General features: G+C 73.7%; 12 protein-coding genes. 6 read left to right on the plus strand and 6 right to left on the minus strand.

The window, feature by feature from the left end:
- From Sfr03f_RS29235 to Sfr03f_RS29245, 3 genes are all read right to left on the minus strand, one after another.
- Positions 1–968 (minus strand): PP2C family protein-serine/threonine phosphatase (locus Sfr03f_RS29235; RefSeq protein ID WP_159105757.1); only part of this gene is annotated, 968 nt, incomplete at its 3' end.
- A complete protein-coding gene (locus Sfr03f_RS29240; RefSeq protein ID WP_108957238.1) occupies positions 965–1,768 on the minus strand; it encodes an alpha/beta fold hydrolase in 804 nt (267 codons plus the stop codon). The genes Sfr03f_RS29235 and Sfr03f_RS29240, both read right to left, overlap by 4 nt.
- Positions 1,769–1,882: 114 nt before the next feature.
- Entirely contained in the window at positions 1,883–2,536 is a 654-nt protein-coding gene (locus tag Sfr03f_RS29245) for a LysE/ArgO family amino acid transporter (RefSeq protein ID WP_290429674.1), read from the minus strand.
- Positions 2,537–2,576: 40 nt separating this feature from the next.
- Here Sfr03f_RS29245 and Sfr03f_RS29250 point away from each other — a divergent pair, with 40 nt between their 5' ends.
- Entirely contained in the window at positions 2,577–3,530 is a 954-nt protein-coding gene (locus Sfr03f_RS29250; RefSeq protein ID WP_108957240.1) for a LysR family transcriptional regulator ArgP, read from the plus strand.
- Here Sfr03f_RS29250 and Sfr03f_RS29255 read toward each other — a convergent pair.
- Positions 3,509–4,021, minus strand: a complete 513-nt coding sequence (locus Sfr03f_RS29255) for a hypothetical protein (RefSeq protein WP_108957241.1) — start codon at positions 4,019–4,021, stop codon at positions 3,509–3,511. The two genes, Sfr03f_RS29250 and Sfr03f_RS29255, sit on opposite strands and share 22 nt — an antisense overlap.
- Positions 4,022–4,240: 219 nt before the next feature.
- Positions 4,241–4,879, minus strand: a complete 639-nt coding sequence (locus Sfr03f_RS29260; RefSeq protein WP_108957242.1) for a VanZ family protein — start codon at positions 4,877–4,879, stop codon at positions 4,241–4,243.
- A gap of 123 nt (positions 4,880–5,002) precedes the next feature.
- On the opposite strand from Sfr03f_RS29260, the gene Sfr03f_RS29265 reads away from it, so the two are divergent.
- From Sfr03f_RS29265 to Sfr03f_RS29285, 5 genes are all read left to right on the plus strand, one after another.
- A complete protein-coding gene (locus Sfr03f_RS29265; RefSeq protein WP_245967832.1) occupies positions 5,003–6,202 on the plus strand; it encodes a sensor histidine kinase in 1,200 nt (399 codons plus the stop codon).
- Positions 6,199–6,852 (plus strand): response regulator, encoded by a 654-nt coding sequence (locus Sfr03f_RS29270; RefSeq protein ID WP_108957244.1) that lies wholly within the window; start codon positions 6,199–6,201, stop codon positions 6,850–6,852. The genes Sfr03f_RS29265 and Sfr03f_RS29270 overlap by 4 nt, the downstream gene beginning before the upstream one ends.
- A 121-nt stretch (positions 6,853–6,973) precedes the next feature.
- On the plus strand, positions 6,974–7,774 hold the full coding sequence (locus Sfr03f_RS29275; protein WP_108957245.1) for a hypothetical protein: 801 nt from the start codon (positions 6,974–6,976) through the stop codon (positions 7,772–7,774).
- Positions 7,775–7,793: 19 nt separating this feature from the next.
- The gene (locus Sfr03f_RS30850) at positions 7,794–8,858 is read left to right on the plus strand and encodes a hypothetical protein (RefSeq protein WP_174721676.1); all 1,065 of its coding nucleotides are present in this window, start codon (positions 7,794–7,796) and stop codon (positions 8,856–8,858) included.
- Positions 8,859–9,302: 444 nt separating this feature from the next.
- Positions 9,303–11,096 (plus strand): pectate lyase-like domain-containing protein, encoded by a 1,794-nt coding sequence (locus tag Sfr03f_RS29285; protein WP_108957246.1) that lies wholly within the window; start codon positions 9,303–9,305, stop codon positions 11,094–11,096.
- Between the two features lie 90 nt (positions 11,097–11,186).
- On the opposite strand, the gene Sfr03f_RS29290 is transcribed toward Sfr03f_RS29285, so the two are convergent.
- Positions 11,187–12,788 carry an amino acid permease gene (locus Sfr03f_RS29290; RefSeq protein ID WP_108957247.1) on the minus strand — a complete coding sequence of 534 codons (1,602 nt, stop codon included), beginning with the start codon at positions 12,786–12,788 and terminating at the stop codon, positions 11,187–11,189.
- Positions 12,789–12,970: the final 182 nt, after the last annotated feature.

Consider the following 12,970-nt stretch of genomic DNA (forward strand, 5'->3'; position numbering starts at 1 on the left):
CGCAGGCTCCCGTCGCCGCCCGCGTTCCGCTCGCGCAGTGCCACGTTCAGCGACGTCAGGACGTCCAGCAGGTCACCGTCGTGGAGGAGCGCCGCCCGCAGGGTGTACCGGGTCAGCGAGGTGACCGCCGCGGCCTCGGGTCCGCTGCCGCTGACGTCACCGAGGAAGAAGGCCCACCGGCCGTCGCCGAGTTCGAGCACGTCGTAGAAGTCACCGCCGATGCGCTCCGGCGACTCGGCGCGGTAGTGGCAGGCCAGCTCCAGCCCGGGGACCTGGGGCAGCTCGGGCGGGAGGAGCGCCTCCTGGAGCACCCGGAAGGCCTCGTCGAGTCTCGCCCGGTCGGTGTCCGCCTGCCGGCGGGCGGCCTCGGCCTCCCGCTGCGCCTGCTCGGCCTCCCACTGCGCCTGCTCCGCGACCCGACGGGCCTGCTCGGCGGTCTCCTGGGCCACCTGTGCCCGTCCCCGTGCCGCCTCCGCGGCCTTGCGCTGGCGGAGCAGTTCCTCCTCGTAGGCCCGCCGGTCGGACGCCTCGAAGACGGTGGTGCGCACCAGCATGGGCACGCCCTCGGCGTCGTACTTGATGACGGAGGTCACCAGGACGGGCACCCGCGAGCCGTCGGCGGCCTTCAGCTCCAGCGCGATGCCGCTGATCTTGCCGTGCAGGCGCAGCAGCGGGGCGAAGTGGGTCTCGTGGTAGATGCGCCCGCCGATGGTGAGGAACTCGGTGAACCGCCTGCCCAGCGCCGCCTCCCGCTCCACGCCCACCCACCGCAGCAGGGTGGCGTTGACCCGGACGATGGTGCCGTCCATCAGCGTGGAGAGGTATCCGCAGGGCGCCGAGTCGTAGAAGTCCTCCGCGTCGTCCGCGGGTGGTTCTCCCCCGTGTGCTTCTCCCGCGGGTGCCTCTCCCGCGGCCGGTTCCGTCCCGGGAGGACCGGATGCGGCGTCGTCCTCGCTCCCCGGGTTCACCGCTCGTGGTCCAGGAAGTCGAGGATGGCGTCGGCGGTGGCGTCGGGGACGCTGAGCTGCGGGCAGTGGCCGCTGGCGTCCAGGGTGACCTGTCGCGACCCGGCGATGCTGGCGTGCACGAAGGCGCCGACCTGCGGTGGGGCGATCGCGTCGTTGGCGCAGTCCACCACCAGGGTGGGGAGGTCCACCTCGGCGAGGTCGTCGCGGTTGTCGGAGAGGAAGGTGGTCTGCGCGAAGACGCGCGCCATGGTCGGGTCGGTGGCGCAGAAGCTCGCGGTGAGCTCCTCGCCCAGTTCGGGCCGGTCCGGGTTGCCCATGATCACGGGCGCCATGGCGGACGACCAGCCGAGGTAGTTGGAGTCCAGGGACTGCAGCAGTTCGTCGATGTCCTCCGCGCTGAAACCGCCCCGGTACTCCCCCTTGTCGATGTAGCAGGGCGAGGGAGTGATCAGCACCAGCGAGCTGATCCGCCGCGGGGCCGCCCGGGCCGCCAGGACGCCGACCATCGAGCTGACGGAGTGGCCGACGAAGGCCACGTCCCGCAGGTCGAGCTCCTCGCAGATCTCCACCACGTCACGGGCGTACCCCTCGAGCGAGGAGTACCGCTCCTCGCTCCAGGCGGACAGGTCGGAACCGCCCGCGCCGACGTAGTCGAACAGCACCAGCCGGTACCGGGGCGCGAGACGGGGGACCACCAGCCGCCACATGTTCTGGTCACAGCCGAAGCCGTGGGCCAGCATGACGACCCTGCCGTCGGGGGCGCCGACGACATTCACCCTGTTTCTCTGCATGACGCCCATATCACCCATCCTGCGCCCAGGTGTCCGCTTCACCAAGCGCGCGCCCCGGATCCGCCCGCGCCGACCACCCGGCCGGCGCGGGCGCCGCGGCGCGCGGGCGTTGCAGCGCGGGCGTCACAGCGCGCGGGCGAGCAGCGCGCCTCCGATCGCCAGCATGGTGACCGCCACCAGGGCGTCGAGGAGCCGCCAGGCCCGGGGGCGGGAGAGGACCCCGCCGAGCAGCCGCCCGCCGTAACCGAGCCCGGCGAACCACACCAGGCTGGCCAGCATCGCGCCGGCGCCGAAGACCCAGCGCAGCGATCCCTGGTCGGAGGCGACGGAGCCGAGCAGCAGCACCGTGTCCAGGTAGACGTGCGGGTTGAGCCAGGTCAGGGCCAGGCAGGTGAGGACGGCGGTGCGCACCGAGCCGGTCGAGGTCCCCTGGATGCTCAGCGCCTCCCCCGCCGGCCGCAGGGCGCGGCGGGCGGCCAGCGCTCCGTAGCAGAGCAGGAAGACGCCGCCCGCGAGGCTGACGGCGGTCAGCGCGGCGGGCCACGCGGTGACCACGGCGCCCAGTCCGGCCACGCCGAGCGCGATGAGCACCGCGTCGGAGAGGACGCAGATGCCGACGACGGCGAGGACGGCCTGCCGCCGCGCCCCCTGCCGGAGGACGAAGGCGTTCTGGGCGCCGATGGCGACGATGAGGGAGAGACCTGTACCGAACCCGGCGAGAGCCGCCGGAAGAAAACCGTTGTTCACGTGGCCCGACGCTATGCCGTGCGGCGTCATCAGTACAGCTGAACTTTCTTAACTAACATTAGCCGGCGTGATGACCGATCTCCCGCACGACCAGGTGCGCACGCTGCTCGCCGTCGTCGACGAGGGCACCTTCGACGCCGCCGCGGCCGCCCTGCACGTCACCCCGTCCGCGGTGAGCCAGCGGATCAAGACGCTCGAGCAGCGCACCGGGCGGGTGCTGCTGACCCGCACCAAGCCGGTGCGGGCGACCGAGTCCGGGCAGGTGGTGGTGCGGTTCGCCCGCCAGCTGGCCGCCCTGGCACAGGACGCCGGCGCGGAACTGGGTCTCGAGGGGAGCGGGACGCCGGCCCGGGTCCCCATCGCGGTGAACGCGGACTCGCTGGCCACCTGGTTCCTTCCCGCGCTGAACCGGGTGCCGCAGGATCCGCCGGTCTCCTTCGAGCTGCGCCGCGAGGACGAGGGACACACCCCGGCCCTGCTGCGTGACGGGCGGGTGATGGCGGCGGTGACGTCCTCGGCGGAGCCGGTCGCGGGCTGCACGGCCCGTCCGCTGGGCCTGGCCCGGTACCTGCCGGTGGCGAGCCCGGAGTTCGCCGGGCGCCACCTGTCGGGCGGCCCCCTGGCGGACCTGTTGCCCCAGGCGCCGGTGATCGTGTTCGACCGGCGGGACGAGCTGCAGGACCGGTTCGTGCGCTCCCTCACCGGCGGCGACTCGGGTGCGGGGCCCATGAGGCACTACGTGCCCACCTCGGAGGGGTTCCGCGACGCGGTGTCCGCGGGCCTCGGCTGGGGCCTGGTGCCGGAGCCGCAGGCGAGCCCGCTGCTGCGCGCCGGCCGCCTCGTGGACCTGGCGCCGGACCGCCGGGTGGACGTCCCGCTCCACTGGCAGCAGTGGAAACTGGACGTCCCGGCCCTCGCCCGGGTGACGGAGGCCGTCCTGGCGGCCGCCGCCGAGGCGCTGCACCGCCCCGGCGGCGACGCCGCGCCGTCCGGCCGGGCGGGTCAGCAGCCGCCGCAGTTGTAGTACGTCACGTCCCAGTGGTTGCCCTCCAGGGCGTAGATGTTGCCGGACGCCGACTTGTACTGGGCGGCGCCGTCGCTGCGGTTGGCGATGCGCGAGAAGTTGCCGGTGATGTAGTTGCCCAGGCAGGTGGTCAGGCTGTAGTCGAGCTTGTAGCCGTTCCAGTGGCTGTACGTCCCGCTCGCGTGGCCGGTCTCGGTGCCGCCGGTGATGGTCATGGCGCAGCCGGACGCGTTCCGCAGGGTGACGGCGCCCTGCGCGGTGGCCAGGTTGAGCTGCTCGAACGAGGTACACGTGGAGACGTTGCGGTCGGAGCAGCCGCCGCTGGAGGTCCAGCCGATGCCGGCGTTGCGGAACATCGTCGTCGCGGTCGAGTGGCTGATCTTGGTGACCGCCGTGGCCGACGTGCCCTGCGCGACGGCCGTCCCCGGCGCCGAGGCCAGCCCCGCGGTCAGGACGAGCGTGCCGAGGATCGTGTACGCCTTCGTTCGCATGGTGTGCCCCTGTGTCCGGTGTCGAATGTCATGCACAGGCTAAGCGGGAGGCGATCCTCCGCGACAGGGCGCGGAGGAGCACTTCTTGGCCGGCGGCCCCGCGCGAGGCGCTCGGGAACCGCTCGAGGCCCACGCCCTGCGGAAGGCGAAGGGCCCGGTGGAGGCCACCGAACTCGACGAGATCCGGGCCGCGTCGGCGACCGTGCGGCCCGGGGCCCGTCAGGCGCGCCCCCGCGCCGCGGGACCGGGCTGGGGCGCGGGAGGAACCGTGCGGCCGGTCTCCGGCTGCGCGTGCGGCGTTCCGGGCAGTGCGAAGGACCGCACCAGGCGGGACGACGCGGAGGACCGCAGCGCCAGGCGCAGGAGCAGGAAGCCCAGCAGGCCTCCCACCGTGTTGGCGAGCAGGTCGTCCGCGTCCGCCGCCCGGCCGTTGCCGAAGAGCGCGTACATCAGCAGCTGGCTCACCTCGATCGCGGCGCTGAGCGCGAGGCAGCGCAGCGCCGTGCCCGCCGCCGAGAGCCTTCCGCGCGTCACCAGCGGGAGGAGGACGCCCAGCGGCACGAAGAGCAGCACGTTCAGCGCGACGCTCGGGTCCGCGGACAGGAAGCCGAGACCGGGGACCGGCTGGATCTGGTGGTACCAGGGGGTCAGGTTCTGGGCGCGGTCCACCACCACGGGGAAGTAGGTGAAGTGGGCGAGGCCCGCCGCCCAGACGGCAGCGAGCAGGCGGACGAGCGCGGCCCGTCCCGACCAGCCCGGAACCCCGCGCGCGGCCCGCCGGGCGAGCAGCAGCAGGAACCCGAGCAGGAGGGGCGCCACGACCTCCCAGGACTCGATACGGATGGTGAAGCCGCCCATGACATGCTCCTCGTTGTGTTCAGTTCCAGTACTCCGCCGGCGCGCACCACTCTTCCGGGCGACCCGGCCGGGGGGATCGGGCGAAAGGCAGATCCCCGGCGCCTCGCTACGACTTTCGGCCGAGTGTTCAGGCCTCTGCTGGTGGTGGCCCTGGGCGGGCTGCTCCTGCTGGACCACCGGACCGGCCTGATCGGCACGGAAGGCGTGGCGGCCGTCAAGCTGCTCGTCGCCGCCGCGGCCGTGGCGCTCGTCGCCGCGTCGCCCCGGCTCGGCCCCCGGGCCCTGCCGTCGGCGGCGGGTCTCGCGGGGGCGGCGTCGCTGGGCCTGTCGCTGTTCCTCACGCCGGCCGCGCGGAGCCTGACGGGGTCGACGGCCTCGGCCGACGCCTTCGGTTTCACCGAACCCGCCGCCCTGCTGACGCTGTTGCTCCTGGTCGCCCTGCGCGGCCACCGTCACGGGGCCCTGGTGTGCGTCCTGGTCCTGCAGCCGGCGATCGTGCTGCGGCCGCTGGCGGCGGGGGTGAGCGACACCGGCGTGTTCATGGCACTGTTCCTCGCGCTGGCGACCACCGCGGCGCTCGGGGCGGGGGTCGCCCGGAGGCTGGTCCTGGCGGACCGGCGGCACCGGGCGGCGGCCATCCGGCTGGAGCAGCGCGCCGAGTTCGCACGGGACCTGCACGACTTCGTCGCCCACCACGTCACCGGCATCGTGGTGCAGGCCCAGGGCGCGCTGGCGATCGCCGGGCGGCGGCCGGAGCTGGTGCCGCCTGCGCTGGAGCGGATCGAGCGGGCCGGGTCGGAGGCGCTGGTCTCCATGCGCAAGATGGTCGGCATGCTGCGCGGTGAGGGAGAGCTCCCGACGGCTCCGTCGGCGGGCGCCGCCGAACTGCGGTCGCTCGTCGAGCGGTTCTCCGCGGAAGGGGGCGCCCGGGCGGGCCTTGTCCTGGAGGGCGCCTTCGACGACCTGCCCGTGGAGGTGGGCACTACCGTGCACCGCGTCGTCATGGAGGCGCTGACCAACGTCCGCAGGCACGCCCGCGACTGCGCCGAGGTCCGGGTCCACGCGGTCCGCTCGGACGACCGCGTCACGGTTCGGGTCGTCGACGACGGACGGACGCCACAGCCGTCCGGCGGCGGCTTCGGCCTGCGCGGACTGGCCGAGCGGGCCGGACTGGTCGGCGGCCGTTTCCGGGCGGGGCCGGATGCGGGCGGCGGCTGGAGCGTCGAGGCCGTCCTGCCGGTGACCCCCGGCGCCTGTGCCGTGGCCCCCGCCGCCTCCTCCGCCGCCTCCTCCGCCGCGCCCTCCTCGGAGGTGGCCGCGTGACCATCCGAGTGCTGGTCGCGGACGACCAGGTCATGGTCCGTACCGGGTTCGCGATGATCCTCGCCGCCGAGGACGGCATCGAGGTCGTCGCCGAGGCGGGAGACGGTGTGCAGGCCGTGGAACTGGCCCGGCTCCACCGGCCCGACGTCGTACTGATGGACATCCGCATGCCCCGGCTCGACGGTCTCGAGGCGATGCGCCGCCTGACCCGCCCGGGGGTCGTCGACCCGCCGAAGGTCGTGGTGGTCACCACCTTCGACGACGACGAGTACGTGCACCGCGCCCTGTCGCAGGGCGCCTGCGGGTTCCTGCTGAAGGACTCCGGTCCCGCCCTGCTGGTCGAGGCGATCCGGGCGGCCGCCTCGGGCGAGGCGCTGGTCGGCCCCTCCATCACCATGCGGCTGCTGCGCCGCCTGAGCCCGTCGGCCGGGGCGCGCCGGGAACCCGCCGTGGCCCTGTCGGCCCGCGAGCTGGACCTGGTGCGGCTGGTCGCCCGGGGCCGCACCAACGCGGAGATCGCGGCGGAGCTGTCCATCTCCGTCGGCACGGTGAAGACCCACCTCGGCAACGTCCAGGCCAAGCTGCCCGCCCGCAACCGGGTGGAGATCGCTGCCTGGGCCTGGGAGACGGGCCTCGTCGCCGCCCGGTGAACCGTCCCGGGACGGGACGCGTCCCCGGTTCCGAGTGCGGCGGCCAGGTGCGGGAGCGGGCCGTGGAGGAGGCCGCCGACCGGTTGGCGCACGGGCGAAAGAGGCAGGGTGATCGGCCGCGATGACCGAACGACCGTCCGCGGGTGCGGGCGACCCGACGGCGGTGCTGGGTGCGGACGGCGCCCTGGCTCCGTCATGGCTGCGGGACAGGCAGCTGGCCCCCGTGCCGATGGGGAGCGCGGTCGACGCTCCCTCGGCGCGCCGCCTCGCGGCGGGCTGCCGTGCGGTGGGGGCGTCGCACCTCGTGCGGGTCGACCCGGCCACGGGGGCTGCCTTCCCGCTGGACGTCGGCGGTGCCGCGGGGCTGACCCCGCCCTGCCTGGTCCTCACGCCCGGTCGTGAGGGCGCGCTGCTCTTCCCGGGGCCGGGGCACGCGTTCGTGGCCGGCACCGCGCCCTTCATGGCGGCGGCCGTCGCCGAGGGGACGGACGCGGCCCGTGCGCGCTTCGCCCGCTACGCCCGCGCCCTCTCGGACCGGTGGCCCCGCCTGTCGGAGGTGGCGGCCGCCCATCCGCCCCGGCACCGGGCATGGGCCGGGCCGCAGGACGTCGATCCCGCGAGTGCGGTGGCGCGGATGCTTACGCTGATCCGCGGGTTCGCCCGAGGCGGGTGCCCTGCCGCGGAGTTCGCGGCCGGCTGGCGGGAGGCGCACCGCGCCGCCCGGCGTGACGGGGAGCGCACCGTGGAGCCGCTGACCGGACTGCTGGACCGGGTCTTCATGCTGCTGGAGGACTACGCCGACGCGCCCGGTCCGGTGGAACCCGGCGAACTCGACGACGCCGCGCTCCGGGCGGGCGTGGCCGAGGCGTGGCGGCACATCACGAGGGCTTCGGGTGCGGGCACGACGGGCGGACGGGGGTGACGTCGAGGTGGAACCCGGGGTGAGCTTCTCGCGGGACTGGCGGTGGGAGACGCTCACCACCCTGAGCCTCCCGCCCCAGCGGCTGGAGGGGTACCTCGCCGTCCTGTTGTGGGGCGGCCGGGAGGACCGGGGCCGCGTGCACGGGCTCCTGTACTGCGAGGTCGCCAACCAGGGCCACCTGTACGGCGCGGCCGCCGCCTGCGTCGACGCCGTCGCCTCGCACGCCCGGTCCGGGGCCCCGCTGACGCCCGAGGCGGTGAGCCTGCTGGAGGCCGTCCTCAGCGCCCGGAACCCCGGCGTCCGGGCCACCTCGGCGGAGGGCGACGTCGACGTGGCGGAGTACTGCCGTGCGGAGGTCCTGGGTGTCCTTCCCCGGGTGCTGAGGCAGGCCGACGCGGCGGCCGCCGACTTCTTCCGCGAGGTCTGCTTCCTGGTCCCCCAGCTGGCCGGCTCCTCGACCGCCGTGGCCCGGTTCCTCGTGCGGGCCGCGGCGCGCGGCGAAGGGGAGCGCAGGCGGTGGGCCCTGGAGGCGCTCGAGGATGTCAGGGAGGTGCTCAGGGACGGGCACCTGCTGCCGGGACCGGAGTCGGCCGTGGGCCACCGGCTGGAGAGGCTGGGCCGCTGCGGCCTCGAAGTCGTGGCGGGTCCGCCGCAGGACGGGCCGCCCGTGGAGGCCGCGCTCCACGCGGTCAACGGGGTCGAGGTCGAGCCGGCTGTCAGGGTTCCGGGCTCCGGCCCCCGCGCGCTCGGGCAGCTGGACCGGCAGTGGCACCAGCAGGCCGCGCGGGCGCGGCTGTACGCGGCGGACGGGGAGTTCCTGATCCTGCCGCCGGGCTCCGGCGGCAGCGCGGTCGGCTGGGTGCGGGTGCGGGACCGGGGCGGCGAGGACCTGCCGTCACGTGTCGGGAAGGTGTTCGGGGCGCCGGAGTTCGTCGCCGTCTCGGTGGACGGTCGCGTGCTGTGCGCGGCCGTGGTCGAGGACGACGGTCACTGGGTGGTCGTGCACGGGTTCCAGGACCCGCGGAAGCCCGGGCCTGGACCGCGAGGACCCGGCTGCGCCTGGGCGCCACGTTCGGGCGTCTGATCCGGCGGGTCGACGAGACGGTGCAGAGCGCGAACGCGCTCCCCGACAACGCGGCTGGTGCGGCGCTGGGGGGCGCCCTCGGCCTGTGAGAGCGGCACCGGCGGGTCACCGGCCGGCCGTGACGGGTGACGGTCCTTCGCGGAACGGTCGTGGGCCCGTGGAGGCCCGCCGTACCGCGCGGCGCGGGCAACCACCGCCGTTCTACGCCGGGGTCACGCCCGCGGCGCAGCTCCGCGGCATCCCGGGTCAGCCGACGGATCACCGGGCAACTCCGCGCACAGTGACGCCCGTTGACCCCGGCCAAGTCATTGACGCTACGGGCGGGGCAGTGATTCACTCCGGGGCTGAGAGCGCTCTCAGAAATGCGGTTGAGGACCAACCGCGATCCGACTTGCCCCACCACATGCAGGGAGAGCCGTGTCCGTGATTCCCTCTCGTCGTGCCATGCTCCGCGGGGTGGCGGCCGCCGCCGCCGCGGTGCCGTTGGGCGGCGCAGCCGCAGGATCGGCCTTCGCGTCGCCGGCCTCCGACCCGGGCGGCCGGGGCGCCGCGGGTCACGGGGCAGCCCAGCTGGGGCCGAACGTCCTCGTCTTCGACCCCTCCATGGGCGACGCCGCCATCCAGGAGCGGATCGACGCCGTCTTCAGGATCCAGGAGGCCAACCAGTTCGGCACCGAGCGGTTCGCCCTGGCGTTCCGGCCCGGCACCTACGAACTCGAGATCAACGTCGGCTTCTACACGCACGTCCTCGGCCTCGGCGACAGCCCCGACGACGTCGTGATCAAGGGCCATGTGACCGCCGACGCCCAGTGGTTCGAGGGCAACGCCACGCAGAACTTCTGGCGGGCCTGCGAGAACGTGACCATCGTGCCGCCGGACGGCCTCGACCGCTGGGCCGTCTCCCAGGCGGCGCCGATGCGCCGGTGCCACGTCAAGGGCGACATGATCCTGATGCCGAGCCCGCCCGGCAACGGATGGTCCAGCGGCGGCTTCCTGGCCGACAGCCTGGTGACCGGCACCATCAACGCCGGCTCGCAGCAGCAGTGGCTGTCCCGCAACGACACCGTCGGCCGCTGGAAGGACGCCCAGTGGAACATGGTCTTCCTCGGCGTCCGGGGCGCGCCGGAGACCAGCTACCCGGCCCCGCCCATCACCACCTTGGACCGTACCCCGGTGATCCGGGAGAAGCCGTTCCTGACCGTCGACCGCAGGGGCGCCTACCGGGTGTTCGTGCCCGCGCTGCGGCGCGACGCCGCGGGCACCAGCTGGGAGAACGGGCCCGCCGCCGGTCACCACATCCCCCTGACCAGGTTCCACGTGGCACGGCCGGGCGACTCCGTCACCCGGATCAACGCGGCGCTCGCCTCCGGCAAGCACCTGCTGCTCACGCCCGGTGTCTACCGGCTGTCGAAGCCGCTGCGGGTCACCCGCCCGGGCACCGTGGTCCTCGGCCTCGGGCTGGCCACCCTCCAGGCCGTCAACGGCAACTCGCTCGTCGAGGTCGCCGACGTCGGCGACGTCACCGTGGCCGGCCTGATGCTGGAGGCGGCCTCCGCCCACTCCCCGGTGCTGCTGCGGGTCGGCGACGGCCGCAGCCGGAAGAACCACGCGCACCGGCCCACCGTGCTCTCCGACGTCTTCGTGCGCATCGGCGGTTCCGTCCCCGGCGGCGCCGGGGTGTCGATCCTGATCGACAGCAACGACGTCATCACCGACCACATCTGGGCCTGGCGCGGCGACCACGGCCTCGACGGCACGGTCGGCTGGTCGGTCAACCCGGCCGGCGTCGGCGTCCTCGTCAACGGCGACCGGGTCACCGCCTACGGCCTCTTCGTCGAGCACTACCAGGACCACGAGGTCGTCTGGAAGGGCGAGAAGGGCCGCACCTACTTCTTCCAGAACGAGCACCCGTACGACGTCCCGACCCAGTCGGCCTGGCGACGCGGCTCCACCAACGGCTACGCCGCGTACAAGGTCGCCGACGACGTCAGGGACCACAAGGCCTGGGGCCTGGGCAGCTACGCCTTCTTCAACCTCGAGGCCGACATCTACACCGACCGAGCCTTCGAGGTCCCCGACACCCCGGGCGTCGTCCTGACCTCGCTGGTGACGGCCTGCCTCAACGGCCCGGGCGGCGGCGGCATCCTGCACACCGTCAACAAGGCGGGCGACCCCGTCACGAACGGGTTCGCGCTGCACTGGATGAAGTCCTACTCCAACGGCGTGGCCACCTACTGACCGGCAGCCCGGTCCGGCGAGAGGCCGGCGAGCCCTCCGTTCCCCCGCCACGGGAGCGGAGGGCTCCTTGCCCTCGGGACGGGGCGCGGTTCACACCGCCTCGCGCGGCGGCGTCGTCGCGTCGCCGCCCTCCCCCGGGTCCCCCGCCCGCGTCCGCGGGCCCTCCGGACCCTCGGCCCCGGCACGGCCGGCGCCATCACCGTCCGCCCCGGCCGCGCGGGTGCGGGCGGACTCCAGGAACCAGTGCCGGGCCGAGACGAGCCACCAGGCGCCGCAGAAGGCGAGGACCACGCCGACCGCCACGGGGGCGTAGTTGAAGGTGCTCGCGGTGACCGGCGAGCTCTGCGGCAGCATGAACAGCACCGTGATCACCAGCACCCAGGCCACGGCGACCGTGCCCACCGCGCCGGACCAGCGGCCCAGGTGCCAGGGCCCCCGCTCGAACCGCTCCCCCTGCCGCAGCCGCAGGTAGGTGGGGAGGACGTAGGCGATGTACAGGCCGATGGTGGCGATCGAGGTGACCGCCGCGTAGGCGGTGGTGTTCCACAGGTACGGCAGACCGAGCACGAACGCGCCTCCGGCGGCCAGCCACACCGCGTTGGCCGGGGTGCGGGTCCTTGGGGCGAGCCGGTGCCACACCCGGGAGAACGGCAGCGCCCCGTCCCTCGAGAAGGCGTAGATCATGCGGGAGTTGGCGGTCACGGACGCCATGCCGCAGAAGAACTGGGCGACGATCACGACCAGCAGCAGCCAGGTTCCCGCCGTCTCCCCCAGCGCGTCCATGAGGATCTGTGCCGGGGGCACCCCGGTGCTCGAGGCGAGGGCCCCGTCGTAGGACCGGATGGCGAAGGTGAAGCCGAGGAGCAGCACGAAGCCGGCGGCGAGGGAGACCAGGATGGAACGGACGATGCCCCGCGGGCCGGCGACGGAGGCGCCCACCGTCTCCTCGGTCATGTGGGCGGAGGCGTCGTAACCGGTGAAGGTGTACTGCGCCATCAGCAGGCCGATGAGCACCACGTAGACGCTGCTCGAGAAACCCGTGTTGTTGACGAACTCGCCGAAGACGAAGCCCGCCGACCGGTGCTGGTCGGGGACGAGGACCAGGGCTCCGCAGACGACGGCCACGCCGAGGATGTGCCACCAGATCGACACCTCGTTGAGGAAGGCGACGATGCGGACGCCGAAGGTGTTCAGCAGCCCGTGCAGCACGAGGATGATCCCGAACAGGGTGATGGTGTGGCCGGGCGTGGCCTCGAAGCCGAGGCGCAGGTCGAGCCAGGCGTTGAGGAAGGTGGCGGCGCCGAAGTCGACGCCCGCGGTGACCGCGATCTGGCCCAGCGTGTTGAACCAGCCGGTGAACCAGGCCCAGGCCGCCGCCGAGCGGGCGGGAGCCATGCGGTGCGCCCAGAAGTACAGGCCGGCGCTGGTCGGGTAGGCGGAGCAGACCTCGGCCATCGACAGCCCCACGAACAGCGTCATGAGGCCGACGAACAGCCAGCCCCACATGATCACCGCCGGGCCGCCGGTGTTCATGCCGTAGCCGTACAGGGTCATGCATCCGGACAGGATCGAGATGATCGTGAAGCTGACGCCGAAGTTCGCGCGGCTCGACATCGAGCGCGCGAGCGTCTGCCGGTAACCGAGCTGTTCGAGGCGCTCCTCGTCGGAGACGGGGGATTCGTCGTGAGCCATGGGGACGCGTCCTTCGCACATCGGGGGGTGGTTTCCGCGGGAACAACACCTGTGCACCTGTGCCCGGCCACAGTAGGCCCGCGGAACCGGAGGGCGAAGGGTGCGTTCACCTCGACACGCGTGAGTGGGCCGCGTGAGCCGCGAGTGAGCAAGGAACGGTCAACAGTGAGCACCGACCGGAC

The organism is Streptomyces fragilis, assembly GCF_003112515.1.
GTDB lineage: Bacteria > Actinomycetota > Actinomycetes > Streptomycetales > Streptomycetaceae > Streptomyces > Streptomyces fragilis.